The organism is Nonomuraea sp. NPDC001831, assembly GCF_042892035.1.
Taxonomy (GTDB): Bacteria; Actinomycetota; Actinomycetes; order Streptosporangiales; family Streptosporangiaceae; genus Nonomuraea.
In genome coordinates this window covers 1,135,509-1,154,971 of record NZ_JBIATU010000002.1, presented here as the reverse complement: position 1 = coordinate 1,154,971, position 19,463 = coordinate 1,135,509, and the positions used below count along the sequence as shown (strand labels likewise).

Genomic DNA, 19,463 nt, shown 5'->3' with positions numbered 1-19,463 from the left:
GCCTAGGGGTCTGGGATCTCCCGGGCCCGAGTGTGTAGACAAGTCAGTCAGATTCTCAAGGAGAGAACCAGTGGGCAAGGCCAAGTTCGAGCGGACTAAGCCGCACATGAACATCGGCACCATTGGACACATCGACCACGGCAAGACCACGCTGACCGCGGCGATCACCAAGGTGCTTCACGACCGTTTCCCCGAGCTCAACAAGGCGACCCCGTTCGACAAGATCGACAAGGCGCCCGAGGAGAAGGCTCGCGGTATTACGATCTCCATCGCGCACGTCGAGTACCAGACCGAGAAGCGTCACTACGCTCACGTTGACTGCCCCGGTCACGCCGACTACGTGAAGAACATGATCACCGGTGCCGCTCAGATGGACGGCGCCATCCTCGTGGTCGCCGCCACCGACGGCCCGATGCCGCAGACGAAGGAGCACGTCCTCCTGGCCCGCCAGGTCGGCGTCCCCTACATCGTCGTGGCGCTGAACAAGGCCGACATGGTCGACGACGAGGAGATCCTCGAGCTCGTCGAGCTGGAGGTCCGTGAGCTCCTGTCCGCGCAGGAGTTCCCCGGCGACGACCTGCCCGTCGTCCGCGTCTCCGCCCTCAAGGCTCTCGAGGGTGACGAGAAGTGGGCCGACAGCATCATCGAGCTGATGAACGCGGTGGACGAGAACGTCCCCGAGCCTCCCCGTGACACGGAGAAGCCGTTCCTCATGCCCGTCGAGGACGTCTTCTCGATCACCGGTCGCGGCACCGTCGTCACCGGTCGTATCGAGCGCGGCATCGTCAAGGTCAACGAGCAGGTCGACATCATCGGCATCAAGCCGGAGAAGACGACGACCACCGTCACCAGCATCGAGATGTTCAACAAGATGCTCGACGAGGGTCACGCCGGCGACAACGCCGCCCTGCTGCTCCGCGGCATCAAGCGCGACGACGTCGAGCGCGGCCAGTGCATCATCAAGCCGGGCACGACGACCCCGCACACCGAGTTCACCGGCCAGGTCTACATCCTGTCCAAGGACGAGGGCGGCCGCCACACGCCGTTCTTCAACAACTACCGCCCGCAGTTCTACTTCCGTACGACTGACGTGACCGGTGTTGTGAACCTCCCCGAGGGCACCGAGATGGTCATGCCGGGCGACAACACCGAGATGCGCGTTGAGCTGATCCAGCCCATCGCCATGGAGGAAGGCCTCAAGTTCGCGATCCGTGAGGGTGGCCGCACCGTCGGCGCCGGCCGGGTTGTGAAGATCATCAAGTAGCTCGACCGTCGGGGCGGCGGTCGGCCCCACATTCAGGGCCGACCGCCGTACCGCGTCAAGGGCCTCGCGTAAAGCGCCGTGATCCAGCAGTCGCTTCGGCCATAGTGACCGAAGTAACTGCCGGATCACGGAAGAAAAGACAGATCAACAGTGTCTGTCTCGTGGGGTCACGCAGGGTCAGACCTGCACCAACACAGCGGCACAAGGCCGCACGATACTTTTTCAGACGACAGCGAAGGACACCGAGGCCACTATGGCGGGACAGAAGATCCGCATCCGGCTTAAGGCCTATGACCACGAGGTCATCGACAGCTCGGCCAAGAAGATCGTCGAGACGGTGACGCGGACTGGCGCGAAGGTCGCGGGCCCGGTGCCGCTGCCGACCGAGAAGAACGTGTACTGCGTCATCCGCTCGCCGCACAAGTACAAGGACAGCCGCGAGCACTTCGAGATGCGCACGCACAAGCGGCTGATTGACATCATCGACCCGACCCCCAAGACGGTTGACTCGCTCATGCGGCTCGACCTCCCCGCGGGTGTCGACATTTCGATCAAGCTCTGAGGGAACGCACTGACATGGCTAAGACGATCAAGGGCGTCCTGGGCAAGAAGCTCGGCATGACCCAGGTCTTCGACGCGGACAACCGGATGGTTCCGGTGACCGTGGTCGAGGCCGGTCCGTGCGTGGTGACCCGGGTCCGCACCGCAGAGAAGGACGGCTACTCCGCCGTTCAGCTCGGCTTCGGGCAGGTCGACCCCCGGAAGGTCAACAAGCCGCTCGGCGACTACCTGCGTAAGCACGACATCACCCCGCGCCGTTACTTCGCGGAGATCCGCACCGACGACGCGAGCGACTACACCCTGGGCCAGGAGCTGCTGGCCGACACCTTCGAGGCCGGCCAGTTCGTCGACGTGACGGGCAAGAGCAAGGGCAAGGGCTTCGCCGGTGTCATGAAGCGGCACGGCTTCGGTGGTCTGGGCGCGTCGCACGGTACGCAGCGCAAGCACCGCTCGCCGGGTTCCATCGGTGGCTGCGCCACCCCGGGCCGCGTATTCAAGGGCCTGCGCATGGCCGGTCGGATGGGTAACGTCCGCACCACTGTGCAGAGCCTCAAGGTTCACTCCGTCGACGCCGAGAACGGTCTCATCCTGATCAAGGGTGCGATCCCCGGCGCGAACGGCAGCCTGGTCCTCGTCCGCACCGCTGCCAAGAAGGGGGCTGCCAAGTGAGCACCACTATTGACGTCCTCGACGCCAGCGGCGCCAAGGCCGGCACCGTCGAACTGCCCGAAGACGTCTTCGGCACGACGGTCAACGTTCCGCTGATCCACCAGGTGGTCGTGGCCCAGCTCGCCGCTCGCCGGCAGGGCACCCACAAGGCCAAGACCCGTGGCGAGGTCAGCGGTGGCGGCAAGAAGCCGTACCGCCAGAAGGGCACCGGCCGCGCCCGTCAGGGCTCGACCCGCGCGCCGCAGTTCACCGGCGGTGGCACCGTCCACGGGCCCGTGCCGCGTGACTACTCGCAGCGCACGCCCAAGAAGATGAAGGCCGCCGCGCTGCGCGGCGCCCTGTCCGACAGGGCCGGTGGCGGTCGCGTCCACGTGGTCAGCACGCTGGTGACGGGGGAGACCCCCAAGACCAAGGCTGCCCTGGAGGCCCTGCGCAAGATCACTCAGGCTCCCCGCGTGCTCGTCGTCGTCGACGAGGCCGACGAGCTGACCTGGATGAGCCTGCGTAACGCTCCCGAGGTCCACCTGCTGGACGCCGGGCAGCTCAACACCTACGACGTGCTCGTGCACGACGACGTGGTCTTCACCCAGGAGGCGTACGACCAGGTCGTCGCGCGGCTGAGCCAGGGCGGGAAGGAAGACGCCTGATGGAGAAGATCGCCGACCCGCGCGACATCATCATCAAGCCGGTCGTCTCTGAGAAGAGCTACGGCCTGATCGATGAGAACAACAAGTACACGTTCCTGGTGAAGAAGACCGCGAACAAGACCCAGGTCAAGATCGCCGTTGAGCAGATCTTCGGGGTCAAGGTCACCAGCGTGAACACCATCAACCGGACGGGCAAGCGCAAGCGCACCCGCACCGGTTTCGGCAAGCGTCCCGACACCAAGCGCGCCATCGTGAGCCTGGTCGAGGGCGATCGGATCGACATCTTCGGTCAGATCGGCTAGCAGCGCCATAGATAGGAAGCGGACCGAAAGGTCTGCGAGGGACGAGACCGTCGCATTTCGGTGCGGCGGGCTCGCCCATGTAACCGACGAAGGATGAACGAAAAAGATGGGCATCCGTAAGTACAAGCCGACGACTCCGGGTCGCCGCGGGTCGAGTGTCTCGGACTTCTCCGAGATCACCCGCAGCACTCCCGAGAAGTCGCTGCTTGCGCCCCTTCACAGCAAGGGCGGCCGGAACGTACACGGCCGGGTGACCGCGCGCCACCAGGGCGGCGGACACAAGCGCGCCTACCGGATCATCGACTTCCGTAGGCATGACAAGGACGGCATCCCGGCGAAGGTCGCTCACATCGAGTACGACCCCAACCGCACCGCCAACATCGCTCTGCTCCACTACGCCGACGGTGAGAAGCGCTACATCATCGCGCCGACCGGCCTCAAGCAGGGCGACCGAATCGAGAACGGCCCCGCTGCCGACATCAAGCCGGGCAACTGCCTGCCGCTGCGCAACATCCCGACCGGTACCTTCATCCACGCGGTGGAGCTCCGTCCGGGCGGCGGCGCGAAGCTCGGTCGTTCCGCGGGCGCCCAGATCCAGCTGCTCGCCAAGGAAGGCCAGTACGCCACCCTGCGTATGCCGTCCGGTGAAATGCGCATGGTCGACGTGCGCTGCCGGGCGTCGGTCGGCCAGGTCGGCAACGCCGAGCAGGCCAACATCAACTGGGGCAAGGCCGGCCGTATGCGGTGGAAGGGCAAGCGCCCGACCGTCCGCGGTGTCGCCATGAACCCCGTTGACCACCCGCACGGTGGTGGTGAGGGCAAGACGTCCGGCGGTCGCCACCCGGTGAACCCCAAGGGCAAGCCCGAGGGCCGCACCCGCCAGGCCAACAAGTCCAGCGACCGGCTGATCATCCGTCGTCGGAGCAAGAGGAAGAAGCGGTAGGAGCAGCCGAAATGCCACGTAGCCTTAAGAAGGGTCCCTTCGTGGACGACCACCTTCAGAAGAAGGTGGACGCCCAGAACGAGAAGGGCACCAAGAACGTCATCAAGACGTGGTCGCGGCGCTCCATGATCGTTCCCGACATGCTCGGGCACACGATCGCCGTGCACGACGGCCGCAAGCACGTCCCGGTGTTCGTCACCGAGTCGATGATCGGCCACAAGCTCGGAGAGTTCGCCCCCACGCGGACGTTCCGCAGCCACGTCAAGGAAGACCGGCGCAGCCGGCGATAGACGCCTTCAGAAGCATTTAGAGGAGTAAGCGATGGAAGCCAGGGCTCAGGCGCGGTTCGTCCGTGTCACGCCCCTCAAGGCCCGCCGCGTGGTGGACCTTATTCGCGGGCTGCCCGCTTCGGAGGCGCAGGCCGTGCTGCAGTTCGCTCCCCAGTCGGCGAGCGAGCCGATCTACAAGGTGCTCAGCAGCGCCATGGCGAACGCCGAGCACAACTTCAACCTCGACCCCAGCACGCTCGTCGTGAGCCGCGCCTGGGTCGACGAGGGCCCGACGCTGAAGCGGTTCCGCCCGCGTGCACAGGGTCGCGCCTATCGGATCAACAAGCGGACGAGCCACATCACCGTGATCGTGGAATCCCGCGAGCCGAAGGGAAGGACCCGATAGTGGGCCAGAAGGTTAACCCGCACGGGTTCCGCCTCGGCATCACGACCGACTTCAAGAGCCGGTGGTACGCCGACAAGCTGTACAAGTCGTACGTCGCCGAGGACGTGGCGATCCGCCGCATGCTGCAGAAGGGCATGGAGCGGGCCGGCATCTCCAAGGTCGAGATCGAGCGCACCACGGACCGTGTGCAGGTGGACATCCACACCGCGCGTCCGGGCATCGTGATCGGCCGCCGCGGCGCCGAGGCGGACCGTATCCGCGGCGACCTCGAGAAGCTGACCAAGAAGCAGGTCCAGCTCAACATCCTCGAGGTCAAGAACCCGGAGATCGACGCTCAGCTCGTCGCTCAGGGTGTCGCCGAGCAGCTGTCTAGCCGTGTCTCGTTCCGCCGCGCCATGCGCAAGGCGATGCAGTCGGCCATGAAGTCCGGCGCCAAGGGCATCCGTGTCCAGTGCGCCGGTCGTCTGGGCGGCGCCGAGATGTCGCGGTCGGAGTTCTACCGTGAGGGTCGCGTGCCGCTGCACACCCTCCGCGCGGACATCGACTACGGCTTCTACGAGGCCCGTACCACCTTCGGCCGCATCGGCGTGAAGGTCTGGATCTACAAGGGCGAGGCTCCGACCAGCCGCGCCGAGCGTGAGGCGGCTGCCGCCGGCGCTCGTGCCGGTCAGCGTCGCGAGCGTGACGACCGTCGTGGTGGCGGCGGCGACCGTCCGCGTCGTGGCGGCGGTGACCGTCCGCGTCGTGGCGGCGGCCGTGGCGACCGCGCCCCCCGTACCGAATCGGCCGCGCCCGCGGGCGCTGCCCCCGAGACCGGCCCGGCTGCGCAGCCGGGTGCTGAAGGGAGCTGACCATGCTGATCCCGCGCAGGGTCAAGCACCGCAAGCAGCACCGGCCTGACCGCAGCGGAGCCGCCAAGGGCGGCACCAGGGTCGTGTTCGGCGAGTTCGGCATTCAGGCTGTTGAGCACTCCTACGTGACCAACCGCCAGATCGAGTCCGCTCGTATCGCCATGACCCGTCACATCCGCCGTGGCGGCAAGGTGTGGATCAACATCTACCCCGACCGTCCGCTCACCAAGAAGCCGGCCGAGACCCGCATGGGTTCCGGTAAGGGTTCGCCGGAGTGGTGGATCGCCAACGTCAAGCCCGGACGCGTGATGTTCGAGCTGTCCGGCGTGGCGGAGTCGGTCGCTCGTGAGGCGCTCACCAGGGCGATCCACAAGCTGCCGATGAAGTGCAAGATCGTTAAGCGTGAAGTGGGTGAGGCGTGATGGCTAAGGGCCTGACCGCCGGCGAGCTGCGAGTGGAGGACCAGGACACCCTGGTCCAGAAGCTCAAGGAAGCCAAGGAGGAGCTGTTCAACCTCCGCTTCCAGGCAGCGACCGGTCAGTTGGAGAGCCACGGGCGGCTGCGCGCCGTCCGCCGCGAGATCGCCCGTATCTACACCGTGATGCGCGAGCGTGAGCTCGGCATCGTCACGGTCGAGAAGGAGTCGAGCGATGGCTGAGACCGAGACCACCGAGACCACCGAAGCGAACGACGCGCGGAACTTCCGCAAGGTCCGTGAGGGCCTGGTCGTCAGCGACAAGATGGACAAGACCGTCGTCGTCGCCGTCGAGGACCGCGTCAAGCACCGTCTGTACGGCAAGGTCATCCGCCGTACGACCAAGTACAAGGCACACGACGAGGCCAACGCCTGCGGCGTCGGCGACCGCGTGCTGCTCATGGAGACCCGCCCCCTCTCCGCCACCAAGCGGTGGAGGGTCGTGGAGATCCTCGAGAAGGCCAAGTAAGGCTCTTCTCGGATATACCGCGCCTCGTGGGGGCCTCAGGGCCCCCATGACGGCGTCCAAGGACGCGAGGTCCTCCGGGCCTCGCGTCGCCTGCGGTGCGGCCCCTTCGTGGACTGTGGCCGTGGGAACAAGACAACGACAGGTTCCGCCAGGCTCAGAGATGAGAACCGGCGCGACTAACAGGAGTTCAAGTGATCCAGCAGGAGTCGCGGCTCAAGGTCGCCGACAACACTGGTGCGAAGGAGATCCTTTGCATCCGTGTTCTCGGTGGCTCGGGCCGACGCTACGCCGGTATCGGCGACATCATCGTCGCCACTGTCAAGGACGCGCTGCCGGGCAGCACGGGCGTCAAGAAGGGCGACGTGGTCAAGGCCGTCGTCGTCCGCACGGTCAAGGAGCGCCGCCGGCCCGACGGCTCCTACATCCGCTTCGACGAGAACGCCGCCGTCATCATCAAGGACAGCGGTGACCCTCGTGGCACTCGTATCTTCGGCCCGGTCGGCCGCGAGCTGCGCGACAAGAAGTTCATGCGCATCATCTCGCTCGCCCCGGAGGTGCTGTAATGCCGAAGCTGCATGTGAAGAAGGGTGACCTGGTTCAGGTCATCGCCGGCAAGGACAAGGGTGCCAAGGGTCACGTCATCGCCACGTACCCGCGCGAGGACCGCGTGGTGATCGAGGGCGTCAACATGATCAAGAAGCACACCAAGGAGTCTCTCCAGGGTCCGCGTGGCGCCAAGACCGGCGGCGTGCAGACGATGGAGGGCCCCATCCACGTGTCCAACGTGAAGAAGCTCAAGGACGAGAAGCCCGCCGACAAGAAGGCCGACAAGGCCGAGGAGACGGGTGAGGACAGCTGATGACCGCCACGACCACTGAGACCGAGCGCCCGACGCCGCGACTCAAGACGAAGTACCGCGAGGAGATCGCGGCCCAGCTTCGCGAGCAGTTCGGCATCGAGAACGTCATGCAGATCCCGGCCCTGACCAAGATCAAGGTCAACATGGGTGTCGGTGAGGCGGCTCGCGACTCCAAGCTCATCGAAGGCGCCGTACGCGACCTCACCGCGATCACCGGCCAGAAGCCGGCCGTCGTCCGGGCGCGCAAGTCCATCGCGCAGTTCAAGCTGCGCGAGGGCATGCCGATCGGCGCGCACGTCACGCTGCGCGGCGACCGCATGTGGGAGTTCCTCGACCGCCTGCTGGCGCTGGCGCTGCCCCGTATCCGGGACTTCCGCGGCCTGTCGCCGAAGCAGTTCGACGGCAACGGCAACTACACGTTCGGTCTGACCGAGCAGGTCATGTTCCACGAGGTCGACCAGGACAAGGTCGACCGTCCGCGGGGCATGGACATCACGGTCGTGACCACCGCGACGAACGACGACCAGGGCCGGGCGCTGCTGAAGCTCCTCGGCTTCCCGTTCAAGGAGGCCTGATCCAATGGCGAAGAAGTCGCTGATCGCCAAGGCGGGGCGCAAGCAGAAGTTCGAGGTCCGGGCCTACACCCGGTGCTCGCGTTGCGGTCGTCCGCGCGCGGTGTACCGCAAGTTCGGCCTGTGCCGCGTGTGCTTCCGCGAGATGGCGCACCGGGGCGAGCTGCCCGGCATCACCAAGTCGAGCTGGTAGATACTCTGGGGGGCGGCTCCGCGTCGTCCCCCGGAGTCCATGTTCAGAAGAAGACAGGACGCTTCGCGTCCATGACCGCGCCGAAGGTCCACCGGCAGAGCGCTGCTTGGCCGACTGGAAACCGCGGCGAGGAAGGCCACTGGCCATGACGATGACCGACCCGATCGCAGACATGCTGACGCGTCTGCGTAACGCGAACTCGGCGTACCACGAGAGCGTGTCGATGCCGTATTCGAAGATCAAGGCGCACATCGCCGAGATCCTCCAGCAGGAGGGCTACATCCAGTCCTGGGCCGTCGAAGACGCCAAGGTTGGAAAGAACCTCGTGGTGGAGCTCAAGTTCGGGCCTACCCGTGAGCGTTCGCTCGCGGGCCTGCGCCGGGTTTCCAAGCCCGGTCTGCGGGTTTATGCGAAGAAGGACAACCTGCCTCGAGTTCTGGGCGGACTGGGCGTCGCGATCATCTCGACGTCCGCCGGTCTCATGACCGACAAGCAGGCCGGCAAGCGTGGCGTGGGCGGCGAAGTCCTCGCCTACGTCTGGTAGAGGGGAGGAACACAGCATGTCGAGAATCGGACGGCTGCCCATCCCTGTGCCCAGTGGCGTAGACATCACGATCACCGGCCAGGATGTCCAGGTCAAGGGCCCGAAGGGCACGCTTTCTCACACGGTCGCGGACCCGATTACGGTCGGTCGTGACGACGACGGCGCGATCGCCGTCTCCCGGCCCAACGACGAGAACAAGGTCCGTGCGCTGCACGGCCTGTCCCGGACGCTGATCGCCAACATGGTGCAGGGCGTCACCCAGGGGTACACGAAGTCCCTGGAGATCGTCGGCGTCGGTTACCGCGTCCAGGCCAAGGGCCCGACGCAGCTGGAGTTCTCGCTGGGCTTCAGCCACCCGGTCATCGTCGACGCCCCCGAGGGTGTCTCCTTCCGCGTCGAGAAGCCGACCCTGTTCCACGTGGACGGCATCGACAAGCAGAAGGTCGGCGAGGTCGCGGCCAACATCCGCAAGTTGCGCAAGCCTGACCCGTACAAGGGCAAGGGCGTGCGTTACCAGGGCGAACAGATCCGCCGCAAGGTCGGAAAGGCTGGTAAGTAGGCATGGCTCCGAAGACTGCGTTCAGCAAGCACACGGCTGCCCGCACCGTCTCGCGGGCTCGCCGTCACCGCCGCGTCCGCAAGTTCGTCGTCGGTACGGCCGAGCGTCCGCGCCTGGTCGTCAACCGTTCGACCCGTCACATGTTCGTCCAGATCGTGGACGACTCCGTCGGTCACACGCTGGTGAGCGCCTCCACCATGGACGCCTCGCTGCGCACGCTCGAGGCGGACAAGACGGAGAAGGCCAAGAAGGTCGGCGAGCTCCTCGCTCAGCGGGCCAAGGAAGCCGGGATCACCAAGGTCGTCTTCGACCGCGGTGGCAACCGCTACGCCGGTCGCATCGCGGCCCTGGCGGACAGCGCCCGCGAAGGCGGGCTGGAATTCTGATGGCAACTGAGAAGAGGAACCACTGATGGCTGCAGCTCCGCGTCGCGGTGGCGGCACCGGTGGCGAGCGGCGGGACCGTCGTGACGATCGCCGCGGTGGCGCCGCCGACAAGGGCGTCTCGTACATCGAGCGCGTAGTGAAGATCAACCGAGTGGCCAAGGTCGTGAAGGGTGGTCGTCGCTTCAGCTTCACCGCCCTCGTCGTCGTCGGTGACGGCAACGGCCTGGTCGGCGTCGGTTACGGCAAGGCCAAGGAAGTCCCCGCGGCCATCGCCAAGGGCGTCGAAGAGGCCAAGAAGCACTTCTTCAAGGTGCCCCGCATCCAGGGCACCATCCCGCACACCGTGCAGGGCGAGGAGGCGGCCGGTGTCGTCTTCCTGCGTCCGGCGTCGGCCGGTACCGGCGTCATCGCCGGTGGCCCGGTGCGCGCGGTCCTGGAGTGCGCCGGCATCCATGACGTGCTGTCCAAGTCGCTCGGCTCGGACAACCCGATCAACATCGTGCACGCCACCGTGGCGGCTCTGAAGGGCCTTTCCCGCCCCGAGGAGATCGCCGCCCGCCGTGGCCTGCCGATCGAGGACGTGGCTCCGGCCCGCATGCTCAAGGCTCAGCGCGAGGGCATCGCCGAGGCCGCGGCCGCGAAGGCGGTGAGCTAGTCATGGCACGCCTGAAGATCACTCAGGTTCGCTCGAAGATCGGTGGCAAGCAGAACCAGCGTGACTCGCTGCGTTCGCTTGGCCTGAAGCGAATCGGCGATGTCGTCGTCAAGGAGGACCGTCCCGAGATTCGCGGGATGGTGTCCGTGGTGACGCACCTCGTCGAGGTGGAAGAGGTCGACTAGTCATGACTGACAAGGCTCCGCTCAAGATTCACGACCTGCGTCCTGCTCCGGGTGCCAACAAGTCCAAGATCCGCAAGGGTCGTGGCGAGGCGTCCAAGGGCAAGACGGCCGGTCGCGGCACCAAGGGCAGCCACGCCCGTACCACGGTCCCCCTCGGCTTCGAGGGTGGCCAGGTGCCGCTGCAGAGGCGTCTGCCGAAGCTCAAGGGCTTCTCCAACGCCCTGTTCAAGACGACCTACCAGGTCGTCAACCTGGACAGGCTCGGCGAGCTGTTCCCCGAGGGTGGCGACGTCACCGTCGAGGCCCTGGTGGCCAAGGGCGCCGTTCGCAAGAACCAGCTCGTGAAGGTGCTCGGCACCGGCGAGATCTCCGTCGCTGTGAACGTTACGGCTCACGCCTTCTCGTCCGCCGCGAAGGAGAAGATCGCCGCCGCCGGTGGTTCCGTTACCGAGCTGTAGCTCCGCTATGACGAGGCGTGGGGGTTCCGACAATGGGCCCCCACGCCCTTAGTGCGTTAGAGTTCGGCGAGACGGCAGGATTCTGTCCGGCTCGTTTGACTTGAGACTTGACATGGCAGATCCCCGCACCACCGCATACTCACATCGCCATAAAGGCGCGCAGGAGGGACCGTGCTGACCGCGTTTACCCGGGCGTTCCGGACACCGGACCTGCGCAAGAAGTTGCTCTTCACCCTGGGCATCATCGCGCTGTTCCGTCTCGGCTCGGTTCTTCCGACTCCGGGAGTTCACGTCCAGAACCTCGCGGCCTGTTTCGATCAGGCCCGTAACGGAGCCACCGGCAACATCTATGGGATGGTGCAGCTCTTCAGTGGTGGTGCGCTCCTGAAGCTGTCGGTGTTCGCGCTGGGCATTATGCCGTATATCACCGCGAGCATCATTCTCCAGTTGCTCGTCGTGGTGATTCCACGTCTTGAAGCTCTCAAGAAGGAAGGCCAGGCGGGTCAGGCCAAGATCACGCAGTATACGCGTTATCTGACCATCGGCCTCGGCGTCCTCCAGTCGACCGCCTTCATCGCGCTCGCGCGGTCCGGCCAGCTGTTCCCCAACTGCCAGCAGGACGTCCTGCTCGACCCCGACAACATCTTCGGCATCGTCACGATGGTCATCATCATGACGGCCGGCACGTCGGTGATCATGTGGCTCGGTGAGCTCATCACCGACCGCGGCGTCGGCAACGGCATGTCCATCCTGATCTTCACTCAGGTCGTCGCGGTCTTCCCGTCCGAGCTGACCAACATCTTCCAGGCGAACAAGTTCACCTTCGCGGTCGTCATGGTCGTCGGTGTCTTCATGATCGCGGCCGTGGTCTTCGTCGAGCAGGCGCAGCGCCGCATCCCGGTCCAGTACGCCAAGCGCATGGTGGGCCGCAGGATGTACGGCGGCACCTCGACGTACATCCCGCTCAAGGTCAACCAGGCCGGTATCATCCCGGTCATCTTCGCCTCGTCGCTGCTCTACCTGCCGCAGCTGCTGACCTCGCTCTTCCCGACGTCGAACAACGCGGTCGTCCAGTGGATCTCCCAGTACCTGGTCAGGGGCGACCACCCGGTCTACATGATCACGTTCTTCGTGCTGATCGTCTTCTTCACGTACTTCTACGTGTCGATTACGTTCAACCCCGCTGAAGTCGCCGACAACATGAAGAAGTACGGTGGGTTCATTCCGGGCATCCGTCCCGGCCGTCCGACGGCTGAATACCTGAACTTCGTGCTCACCCGTCTGACCGCGCCCGGCGCGCTCTATCTGGGTCTGATCTCCATGATCCCGATCGTCGCGCTGGCGGTGGCCGGGGCTAGCCAGAACTTCCCGTTCGGAGGGACGAGCATTCTGATCATGGTTGGTGTCGGCCTGGACACGGTGAAGCAGATCGAGAGCCAGCTCCAGCAGCGTAACTACGAAGGTTTCCTGCGGTAGTGCGTCTCGTTCTCGTCGGGCCCCCCGGAGCGGGTAAGGGGACACAGGCCCAGTACATCGCATCGAACCTGTCCATCCCGAAGATCTCGACAGGTGACATCTTCCGTGCCAACGTCTCGGGCGGCACGGACCTCGGCAAGCTGGCCAAAACCTACATGGACCGTGGCGATCTCGTGCCCGACGAGGTCACCATCGCCATGGTCCGCGACCGACTGTCCGAGGACGACGCGCAGGACGGGTTCCTGCTCGACGGCTTCCCGAGGAACGTCGCGCAGGCGGAGATCCTGCGCGACATGCTCAAGGACTGGGGTCTGGAGCTCGACCTGGTGCTGGAGCTGGTCGTGGACGACGACGAGGTCGTCCGGCGGCTGGCGGGGCGGCGCACGTGCAGTCAGTGCGGCCGTATCTGGCACGTGGAGTTCGACGACAAGAAGGACGACAAGTGCGACGCCTGCGGCGGCGCGCTGTTCCAGCGGGACGACGACAAGGAAGAGACCGTCAGGCACCGCCTGGAGGTCTACCAGGAGCAGACCGCGCCGCTGGTCTCGTACTACGTCGACGAGGGCATCCTCGTGGGCGTCGACGCGACCGGGCCGGTCGAAGAGGTGACGCAGCGGGCCATGGAGGCGATCCGCCCGTACCTGGGATGACGCCGGACACGATCTCCTGCGAAGGTGGCACGGATCTCCGTGCCACCTTGCTTTTTTGTGTGCGGCTATTGTGGGGGAATTAGGGCTCCCACGAGGCCCGTCAGAAACCCCGGGGGGTGCCGAACGATGTTCAAGAGAAACCGACACGGAATCCAGATCAAGTCGCCCGAGCAGCTGGAGAAGATGCGGGCCGCCGGCCTGGTGGTCGGGCGCACGCTCGATCTGCTCAAGCGCTCCGTCGAGCCCGGCATGACGCCGCTCGACCTCGACTCCATCGCCGAGAAGGCGATCAGGGACGAAGGCGCGATCCCGTCGTTCAAGGGCTACCAGGGCTTCCCGGCGACGATCTGCGCGTCCGTCAACGACGAGGTGGTGCACGGCATCCCCACGAACGCCCGCAAGCTGCGTGAAGGCGACGTCATCTCCATCGACTGCGGCGCGATCCTGGAGGGCTGGCACGGCGACTCCGCCGTCACGGTGCCGGTCGGCGAGGTCGACGCGAAGCTGACCGAGCTGATGCGGGTCACCGAGGAGGCCATGTGGCGCGGCATCGCCGCGCTGAAGGTCGGCCGGCACCTGTCCGACATCGGCTACGAGATCGAGCGCTACGTCAAGTCCCAGGGCCGCTTCGGCATCCCTCCGGAGTACGGCGGCCACGGCATCGGCACCGAGATGCACATGGACCCGTGGATCGCCAACCACGGCAAGCCGGGCCGCGGCCCGCTGCTGGAGGAGGGCATGTGCCTGGCCATCGAGCCCATGGTGAACCTCGGCACCGAGCGCACCCGCGTGCTGTCCGACGACTGGACGGTCGTGACGATCGACGGGAAGGCCTCGGCGCACTTCGAACACAGCGTCGCCGTGACACATAATGGACCTTGGGTGCTTACCGCCCTGGACGGTGGCGAAGAGCGCCTGAGTCACCTTCAGCCCTGACCCCCGGGAGTGGTGGAATGGCGAACAGCCCCGAGATGCGTGCCTCGGACGTCGACCGCGACCGGGTCGCCGCCATCCTCCGGGAGCACACCGCGCAGGGCCGCATCACGATGGACGAGTTCAACGAGCGGCTCGAAGAGCTCTACAAGAGCAAGACCTACGGTGACCTGGCCAAGCTGACGGCCGACCTGCCCGACGTCGACCTGCGCCACCGGCCGGCGAAGCCCGAGGCGGTGCCCGCCACGCGCGGCAACCTGCATCCGGGCATGCGGGCGGCCTGGGGCGCCTGGGCCGCGGCCAGCGCCGTCAACTGGGTGATCTGGCTGATCGTGAGCGTCTCGTCCGGTCACATGATCTATCCGTGGCCGCTGTGGGTCATGGGGCCCTGGGGCGCCATCCTGCTGATGAGCACGATCTTCGGGAACGGGCAGAAGCGCAGTTAGCCCGGAGCCGTGTGTGCCGTAATGCACTGTGTGTATTCCTCCGCAGTACGGGACGGCGCTGGTTCCTAGCGTGTGCCGTGTCGGGAACACGACTCACGGAGGAATCAGATGCGCAAGGTCCTCGCAGCCGCCGCCCTCGCCGGCTCGATCGCCGTCACCGGTCTCGCCGTCGCCCCCGCCGCCCAGGCGGCCTCGTCCGGCGGGTGGGGCACGTTCAGCTCGGCCAACCACAAGGCGTTCACGCACGGCAGCACGTACCGGTCGCACGGCAAGGTCTACACCCACTGGTACGGCAAGGAGTCCACGCCGAAGTTCGGCTACGTGTGGTTCCGGTACTACGCGAACGGAAGCTGGCACCAGTTCTCCAGGAAGTGGGACGGGAGCCACGACGAGACCTGGTCGGGCCGGGGGATCAGGAAGATCTACACCTGGACGTGCTGGGGCGGGTCGTCCACGTACTGCGGTGACCGGCACCGCATCTACTAGGAGCACCCCCCGAAGGGCTCGCCGGTCCGCCCGGCGGGCCCTTCGGTGTACGGTCGAAGGAGTGAGGGCCGTGGGGTAGACTCTTACATGGTTGTGTCAGGACACCTGGCACGCGTTTCGCGTTTTGGGCTCAGGTGTCGTACACTCCTTAGTCGGCTCACTATGACTATCACGCGTCGGCGGTCTTTGCCGATCGCCGCTCTCTTCGAAGCGTGAGGTCGCGGCTGCTTAGTGAACCGGAGCCTCAGACGACCGATCAGTGAAACGCGAGGGATTTTGGCCAAGAAAGACGGCGCCATCGAGATCGAGGGCACTGTGGTTGAGTCGCTCCCGAACGCCATGTTCCGGGTGCAGCTCGACAACGGCCATAAGGTCCTGGCCCACATCAGCGGACGGATGCGGATGCACTACATCCGGATTCTGCCGGACGACCGGGTAGTCGTTGAACTGAGCCCCTACGACCTGAGTCGTGGGCGGATCGTCTACCGATACAAGTAAGACGTCTGAGGAACACGAAGGACAATGAAGGTAAAGCCGAGCGTCAAGAAGATCTGCGACAAGTGCAAGGTGATTCGCCGGCACGGTCGCGTCATGGTGATCTGCGACAACCTGCGCCACAAGCAGCGTCAGGGTTAGTCGTACGCAAGGTTTCTCCGAGTCCGCCCCGATTTAGGGAGCGGGCTCGACGCATGAGGAGCCCGCGACAGTAATCGCGTCCCACACCTGGGCAGGCGGAGCATTCCGTACCACCCAGGAGACCCCCGGTCGGAGGCCGGGGCCCTCACCCCGGGCATGGGGAGGGGTAGTGCGGCGCAAGACCTCCGCCAAAAAGAAGGAGAATGCCCGACCATGGCTCGCCTGGTTGGCGTCGACCTCCCCCGCGAGAAGCGGCTGGAGATCGCTCTCACCTACATCTACGGAATCGGCCGCACCCGCGCCCAGGAGATCCTCCAGGCGACCGGTGTCAGCGGCGACCTCCGCGTGCACCAGCTCTCCGACACCGAGCTCGTCCCGATGCGTGACTACATCGAGGCGAACTTCAAGATCGAGGGTGACCTGCGCCGCGAGGTCCAGGCCGACATCCGTCGCAAGATCGAAATCGGTTGCTACCAGGGCATCCGGCACCGCAAGGGCCTTCCGGTCCACGGTCAGCGCACGCAGACCAACGCGCGTACCCGTAAGGGCAAGAAGAAGACCGTCGCCGGTAAGAAGAAGCCCGGTAAGAAGTAGTCCACAGCCGCGGACCGAAGATCTCAGGAGTAATGGCAAACAATGCCTCCTAAGAGCCGTCAGGGTGCCCCGAAGAAGGTGCGCCGCAAGGAAAAGAAGAACGTCGCTCACGGGCACGCCCACATCAAGAGCACGTTCAACAACACGATCGTCTCGATCACCGACCCCAACGGGAACGTGATCTCCTGGGCCAGCGCCGGCCACGTGGGTTTCAAGGGCTCCCGTAAGTCCACCCCGTTCGCCGCTCAGATGGCCGCCGAGAACGCCGCCCGCCGCGCCATGGAGCACGGCATGCGGAAGGTCGACGTGTTCGTCAAGGGTCCCGGCTCCGGCCGTGAGACCGCGATCCGCTCCCTCCAGGCCACCGGCCTCGAGGTGGGTTCGATCCAGGACGTCACGCCGGTCCCGCACAACGGCTGCCGTCCGCCGAAGCGCCGCCGCGTCTGAATTTCCCCAGGAGATATTGAGAAATGGCTCGTTACACGGGCGCGGACTGCAAGCTCTGCCGTCGCGAGAAGACCAAGCTCTTCCTCAAGGGCAGCAAGTGCGAGTCCGCCAAGTGCCCCATCGAGATCCGTCCTTACCCGCCGGGTGAGCACGGCCGCGGACGCCCCAAGGAGTCCGAGTACCAGCTTCAGCTTCGCGAGAAGCAGAAGACCCGTCGTATCTACGGCGTCCTCGAGAAGCAGTTCCGCAACTACTACGAGGAGGCCGCGGGCAAGAGCGGCAAGTCGGGTGAGGTGCTGCTCCAGATCCTGGAGAGCCGTCTCGACAACGTCGTCTACCGCGCCGGCTTCGCCCAGTCGCGTGACGCCGCCCGCCAGCAGGTGCGCCACGGCCACATCCTGGTGAACGGCAAGAAGGTCGACATCCCGTCGTACCGCGTTCGCGAGCACGACATCATCGAGGTCCGCGAGACCAAGCGCAACCTGCTGCCCTACGAGGTCGCTCGGGCGACCGCGGGCGAGCGCACGGTTCCCGCGTGGCTCGGCGTCGTGCCGGAGAAGCTCCGCGTCCTGGTCCACCAGCTGCCGGTTCGCCAGCAGATCGACACCCAGGTCCAAGAGCAGCTCATCGTCGAGTACTACTCCAAGTAGTCACTGACGTCCTAGTTCGGGTGCGGATTTCCGTGCCCGAACTAGACTGTTTATCGGAGTGGCGTCATATAGCGGGCGTCACACGACAAGGGGAGAACCCACACCATGCTGATCGCTCAGCGCCCGACTCTCCTCGAAGAGTCGATCGACGAGACCCGGTCCCGGTTCGTCATCGAGCCGCTGGAGCCGGGCTTCGGCTACACCATCGGCAACTCGCTGCGCCGCACGCTGCTGTCGTCCATCCCGGGCGCGGCCGTGACGAGCATCCGCATCGAGGGCGTGCTGCACGAGTTCTCGACCGTTCCCGGGGTCAAGGAAGACGTCACCGACATCATCCTGAACCTCAAGGAGCTGGTCGTCTCCTCCGAGCACGACGAGCCGGTCGTGATGTACCTGCGCAAGCAGGGCCCGGGTGAGGTCACCGCCGCCGACATCGCGCCTCCGGCCGGTGTCGAGGTGCACAACCCCGAGCTGCGCATCGCCACGCTCAACGGCAAGGCGAAGCTGGAGATGGAGCTGACCGTCGAGCGCGGTCGCGGCTACGTCTCCGCCGCCCAGAACAAGCAGCCGGGCCAGGAGATCGGGCGCATCCCGATCGACTCGATCTACTCCCCGGTGCTCAAGGTCACCTACAAGGTCGAGGCGACCCGAGTCGAGCAGCGCACCGACTTCGACCGTCTCATCCTCGACGTCGAGACCAAGCCCGCCATGAAGCCCCGCGACGCGGTGGCCTCGGCCGGCAAGACCCTCGTCGAGCTCTTCGGCCTGGCCCGTGAGCTCAACGTCGAGGCCGAGGGCATCGACATCGGCCCGTCGCCGACCGACGCCGCCCTGGCCGCCGACCTGGCGCTGCCGATCGAGGAGCTGAACCTGACCGTTCGCTCCTACAACTGCCTCAAGCGCGAGGGCATCCACACCGTGGGTGAGCTCGTCGCCCGCAGCGAGCAGGACCTTCTCGACATAAGGAACTTCGGGGCCAAGTCGATCGAAGAGGTCAAGCAGAAGCTGCACGAGATGTCGCTGGCGCTCAAGGACTCCCCGCCCGGGTTCGACCCGAGCGCGGTGGCCGGCGGCGGCTACGACGACGACGACAGCGCGTACGTCGAGACCGAGCAGTACTGAGCCTCGTGCGGAGACCCGTCTCCGCACGTGCCCCGCACGCGCCGAGTGGCCCAGCCGCTCGGCGCGTGACGAACGTAACGGCCCAGTCGTGGTGACTGCGGCCGGCCCGACTCCGGTACCTGGTACGGCCGGGGCGGGTTAACCCAAGAGGAGAAAGCAATGCCCAAGCCCACCAAGGGTGCACGTCTTGGCGGCAGCCCGGCGCACGAGCGGCTGATCCTGGCGAACCTCGCCACGGACCTGTTCCGCCACGGCAAGATCCGCACGACGGTTGCCAAGGCCAAGCGCCTTCGCCCGCTGGCGGAGCGCCTGATCACCAAGGCGAAGAAGGGCGACATCCACAACCGTCGCCAGGTCCTGACCGTGGTCAAGGACAAGGGCGTGGTTCACCACCTGTTCACCGAGATCGCGGTGACGTTCGCCGAGCGTCCGGGTGGTTACACCCGGATCACCAAGGTCGGCGCGCGTAAGGGCGACAACGCTCCGATGGCCGTCATCGAGCTGGTGTCCGAGCCGCTGAACGGTGTCACCACCCGCCGTACCGAGGCTCCGGCCGCCGCTGCCGCTCCGGCTCCGGCCGCCGAGGAGACCGAGGCCGCCGAGACCGAGGCGCCCGAGGCCCCCGAGGCCGCCGCCGAGGAGACCCCGGCTGCCGCCGAGGAGGCTCCGGCCGCCGAGGCCGAGGCGAAGAAGGACGAGGCCTGATCTCTCAGGCTGGTTGAATCGGGCCCGGACCCCCTTCGCGGGGGTCCGGGC

The 19,463-nt window shown here is 65.9% G+C and carries 34 protein-coding genes; all 34 read left to right on the top strand.

What is annotated here, in order from left to right; translation table 11 throughout:
* Nucleotides 1-70 precede the first annotated feature (70 nt).
* On the top strand, nucleotides 71-1,264 hold the full coding sequence (tuf, locus tag ACFYYW_RS10960) for an elongation factor Tu (protein WP_352327252.1): 1,194 nt from the start codon (nucleotides 71-73) through the stop codon (nucleotides 1,262-1,264).
* A 253-nt stretch (nucleotides 1,265-1,517) separates the two neighbouring features.
* Entirely contained in the window at nucleotides 1,518-1,826 is a 309-nt protein-coding gene (gene rpsJ, locus ACFYYW_RS10955; protein WP_012887830.1) for a 30S ribosomal protein S10, read from the top strand.
* Between the two features lie 14 nt (nucleotides 1,827-1,840).
* Entirely contained in the window at nucleotides 1,841-2,494 is a 654-nt protein-coding gene (gene rplC, locus ACFYYW_RS10950; RefSeq protein WP_138694761.1) for a 50S ribosomal protein L3, read from the top strand.
* A complete protein-coding gene (rplD, locus tag ACFYYW_RS10945; RefSeq protein ID WP_352327251.1) occupies nucleotides 2,491-3,141 on the top strand; it encodes a 50S ribosomal protein L4 in 651 nt (216 codons plus the stop codon). The genes rplC and rplD overlap by 4 nt, the downstream gene beginning before the upstream one ends.
* Nucleotides 3,141-3,443: a 50S ribosomal protein L23 gene (gene rplW, locus ACFYYW_RS10940; protein ID WP_352327250.1), complete on the top strand. Its 303-nt coding sequence runs from the start codon at nucleotides 3,141-3,143 to the stop codon at nucleotides 3,441-3,443. The genes rplD and rplW overlap by 1 nt, the downstream gene beginning before the upstream one ends.
* A gap of 106 nt (nucleotides 3,444-3,549) precedes the next feature.
* A complete protein-coding gene (rplB, locus tag ACFYYW_RS10935) occupies nucleotides 3,550-4,386 on the top strand; it encodes a 50S ribosomal protein L2 (RefSeq protein ID WP_125644676.1) in 837 nt (278 codons plus the stop codon).
* A gap of 11 nt (nucleotides 4,387-4,397) precedes the next feature.
* Nucleotides 4,398-4,676, top strand: a complete 279-nt coding sequence (rpsS, locus tag ACFYYW_RS10930; protein WP_030451498.1) for a 30S ribosomal protein S19 — start codon at nucleotides 4,398-4,400, stop codon at nucleotides 4,674-4,676.
* Nucleotides 4,677-4,707: 31 nt separating this feature from the next.
* Nucleotides 4,708-5,061, top strand: a complete 354-nt coding sequence (gene rplV / locus ACFYYW_RS10925) for a 50S ribosomal protein L22 (protein ID WP_080043235.1) — start codon at nucleotides 4,708-4,710, stop codon at nucleotides 5,059-5,061.
* Entirely contained in the window at nucleotides 5,061-5,912 is an 852-nt protein-coding gene (rpsC, locus tag ACFYYW_RS10920) for a 30S ribosomal protein S3 (RefSeq protein WP_352327249.1), read from the top strand. The genes rplV and rpsC overlap by 1 nt, the downstream gene beginning before the upstream one ends.
* 2 nt (nucleotides 5,913-5,914) lie before the next feature.
* Nucleotides 5,915-6,334 (top strand): 50S ribosomal protein L16, encoded by a 420-nt coding sequence (gene rplP, locus ACFYYW_RS10915; protein WP_125644673.1) that lies wholly within the window; start codon nucleotides 5,915-5,917, stop codon nucleotides 6,332-6,334.
* Entirely contained in the window at nucleotides 6,334-6,570 is a 237-nt protein-coding gene (rpmC, locus tag ACFYYW_RS10910) for a 50S ribosomal protein L29 (protein ID WP_026214152.1), read from the top strand. The genes rplP and rpmC overlap by 1 nt, the downstream gene beginning before the upstream one ends.
* Nucleotides 6,563-6,856 (top strand): 30S ribosomal protein S17, encoded by a 294-nt coding sequence (gene rpsQ / locus ACFYYW_RS10905; protein WP_352327248.1) that lies wholly within the window; start codon nucleotides 6,563-6,565, stop codon nucleotides 6,854-6,856. Before rpmC ends, rpsQ begins: the two co-directional genes overlap by 8 nt.
* Before the next feature lie 191 nt (nucleotides 6,857-7,047).
* A complete protein-coding gene (gene rplN / locus ACFYYW_RS10900) occupies nucleotides 7,048-7,419 on the top strand; it encodes a 50S ribosomal protein L14 (RefSeq protein WP_090769698.1) in 372 nt (123 codons plus the stop codon).
* Nucleotides 7,420-7,427: 8 nt separating this feature from the next.
* Nucleotides 7,428-7,715: a 50S ribosomal protein L24 gene (gene rplX / locus ACFYYW_RS10895; protein WP_352327499.1), complete on the top strand. Its 288-nt coding sequence runs from the start codon at nucleotides 7,428-7,430 to the stop codon at nucleotides 7,713-7,715.
* Nucleotides 7,715-8,290: a 50S ribosomal protein L5 gene (rplE, locus tag ACFYYW_RS10890; RefSeq protein WP_352327490.1), complete on the top strand. Its 576-nt coding sequence runs from the start codon at nucleotides 7,715-7,717 to the stop codon at nucleotides 8,288-8,290. The genes rplX and rplE overlap by 1 nt, the downstream gene beginning before the upstream one ends.
* 4 nt (nucleotides 8,291-8,294) lie before the next feature.
* Nucleotides 8,295-8,480: a type Z 30S ribosomal protein S14 gene (locus tag ACFYYW_RS10885; RefSeq protein ID WP_020542298.1), complete on the top strand. Its 186-nt coding sequence runs from the start codon at nucleotides 8,295-8,297 to the stop codon at nucleotides 8,478-8,480.
* Between the two features lie 145 nt (nucleotides 8,481-8,625).
* Nucleotides 8,626-9,024, top strand: coding sequence for a 30S ribosomal protein S8 (gene rpsH / locus ACFYYW_RS10880; RefSeq protein ID WP_125644666.1), 399 nt, complete (start codon nucleotides 8,626-8,628; stop codon nucleotides 9,022-9,024).
* A gap of 16 nt (nucleotides 9,025-9,040) precedes the next feature.
* On the top strand, nucleotides 9,041-9,583 hold the full coding sequence (rplF, locus tag ACFYYW_RS10875; RefSeq protein ID WP_352327491.1) for a 50S ribosomal protein L6: 543 nt from the start codon (nucleotides 9,041-9,043) through the stop codon (nucleotides 9,581-9,583).
* A gap of 2 nt (nucleotides 9,584-9,585) precedes the next feature.
* Nucleotides 9,586-9,969, top strand: a complete 384-nt coding sequence (gene rplR, locus ACFYYW_RS10870; protein WP_125644663.1) for a 50S ribosomal protein L18 — start codon at nucleotides 9,586-9,588, stop codon at nucleotides 9,967-9,969.
* A gap of 25 nt (nucleotides 9,970-9,994) precedes the next feature.
* A complete protein-coding gene (rpsE, locus tag ACFYYW_RS10865; protein WP_049572667.1) occupies nucleotides 9,995-10,624 on the top strand; it encodes a 30S ribosomal protein S5 in 630 nt (209 codons plus the stop codon).
* A 2-nt stretch (nucleotides 10,625-10,626) separates the two neighbouring features.
* Complete coding sequence (rpmD, locus tag ACFYYW_RS10860) at nucleotides 10,627-10,809, top strand: 50S ribosomal protein L30 (protein ID WP_080043226.1); 183 nt, start codon at nucleotides 10,627-10,629, stop codon at nucleotides 10,807-10,809.
* A 2-nt stretch (nucleotides 10,810-10,811) separates the two neighbouring features.
* Nucleotides 10,812-11,267, top strand: a complete 456-nt coding sequence (rplO, locus tag ACFYYW_RS10855) for a 50S ribosomal protein L15 (RefSeq protein WP_352327492.1) — start codon at nucleotides 10,812-10,814, stop codon at nucleotides 11,265-11,267.
* Nucleotides 11,268-11,438: 171 nt separating this feature from the next.
* A complete protein-coding gene (secY, locus tag ACFYYW_RS10850) occupies nucleotides 11,439-12,743 on the top strand; it encodes a preprotein translocase subunit SecY (protein ID WP_352327493.1) in 1,305 nt (434 codons plus the stop codon).
* A complete protein-coding gene (locus tag ACFYYW_RS10845) occupies nucleotides 12,743-13,393 on the top strand; it encodes an adenylate kinase (protein ID WP_352327494.1) in 651 nt (216 codons plus the stop codon). The genes secY and ACFYYW_RS10845 overlap by 1 nt, the downstream gene beginning before the upstream one ends.
* Before the next feature lie 126 nt (nucleotides 13,394-13,519).
* Nucleotides 13,520-14,329 carry a type I methionyl aminopeptidase gene (gene map / locus ACFYYW_RS10840; RefSeq protein WP_387647261.1) on the top strand — a complete coding sequence of 270 codons (810 nt, stop codon included), beginning with the start codon at nucleotides 13,520-13,522 and terminating at the stop codon, nucleotides 14,327-14,329.
* A gap of 17 nt (nucleotides 14,330-14,346) precedes the next feature.
* Nucleotides 14,347-14,772, top strand: coding sequence for a DUF1707 domain-containing protein (locus ACFYYW_RS10835; RefSeq protein WP_352327496.1), 426 nt, complete (start codon nucleotides 14,347-14,349; stop codon nucleotides 14,770-14,772).
* A gap of 108 nt (nucleotides 14,773-14,880) precedes the next feature.
* Nucleotides 14,881-15,258: a hypothetical protein gene (locus tag ACFYYW_RS10830; RefSeq protein ID WP_352327497.1), complete on the top strand. Its 378-nt coding sequence runs from the start codon at nucleotides 14,881-14,883 to the stop codon at nucleotides 15,256-15,258.
* Between the two features lie 276 nt (nucleotides 15,259-15,534).
* Nucleotides 15,535-15,756, top strand: a complete 222-nt coding sequence (gene infA, locus ACFYYW_RS10825; protein ID WP_012887858.1) for a translation initiation factor IF-1 — start codon at nucleotides 15,535-15,537, stop codon at nucleotides 15,754-15,756.
* Nucleotides 15,757-15,780: 24 nt separating this feature from the next.
* The gene (rpmJ, locus tag ACFYYW_RS10820) at nucleotides 15,781-15,894 is read left to right on the top strand and encodes a 50S ribosomal protein L36 (protein WP_003956441.1); all 114 of its coding nucleotides are present in this window, start codon (nucleotides 15,781-15,783) and stop codon (nucleotides 15,892-15,894) included.
* Nucleotides 15,895-16,107: 213 nt separating this feature from the next.
* A complete protein-coding gene (rpsM, locus tag ACFYYW_RS10815; RefSeq protein ID WP_125644650.1) occupies nucleotides 16,108-16,488 on the top strand; it encodes a 30S ribosomal protein S13 in 381 nt (126 codons plus the stop codon).
* Between the two features lie 42 nt (nucleotides 16,489-16,530).
* Complete coding sequence (gene rpsK / locus ACFYYW_RS10810; protein WP_020542285.1) at nucleotides 16,531-16,935, top strand: 30S ribosomal protein S11; 405 nt, start codon at nucleotides 16,531-16,533, stop codon at nucleotides 16,933-16,935.
* Between the two features lie 23 nt (nucleotides 16,936-16,958).
* Nucleotides 16,959-17,585: a 30S ribosomal protein S4 gene (gene rpsD / locus ACFYYW_RS10805; protein WP_352327498.1), complete on the top strand. Its 627-nt coding sequence runs from the start codon at nucleotides 16,959-16,961 to the stop codon at nucleotides 17,583-17,585.
* Nucleotides 17,586-17,690: 105 nt separating this feature from the next.
* A complete protein-coding gene (locus ACFYYW_RS10800; protein ID WP_043623495.1) occupies nucleotides 17,691-18,707 on the top strand; it encodes a DNA-directed RNA polymerase subunit alpha in 1,017 nt (338 codons plus the stop codon).
* A 159-nt stretch (nucleotides 18,708-18,866) separates the two neighbouring features.
* Complete coding sequence (rplQ, locus tag ACFYYW_RS10795) at nucleotides 18,867-19,412, top strand: 50S ribosomal protein L17 (protein WP_364389332.1); 546 nt, start codon at nucleotides 18,867-18,869, stop codon at nucleotides 19,410-19,412.
* Nucleotides 19,413-19,463: the final 51 nt, after the last annotated feature.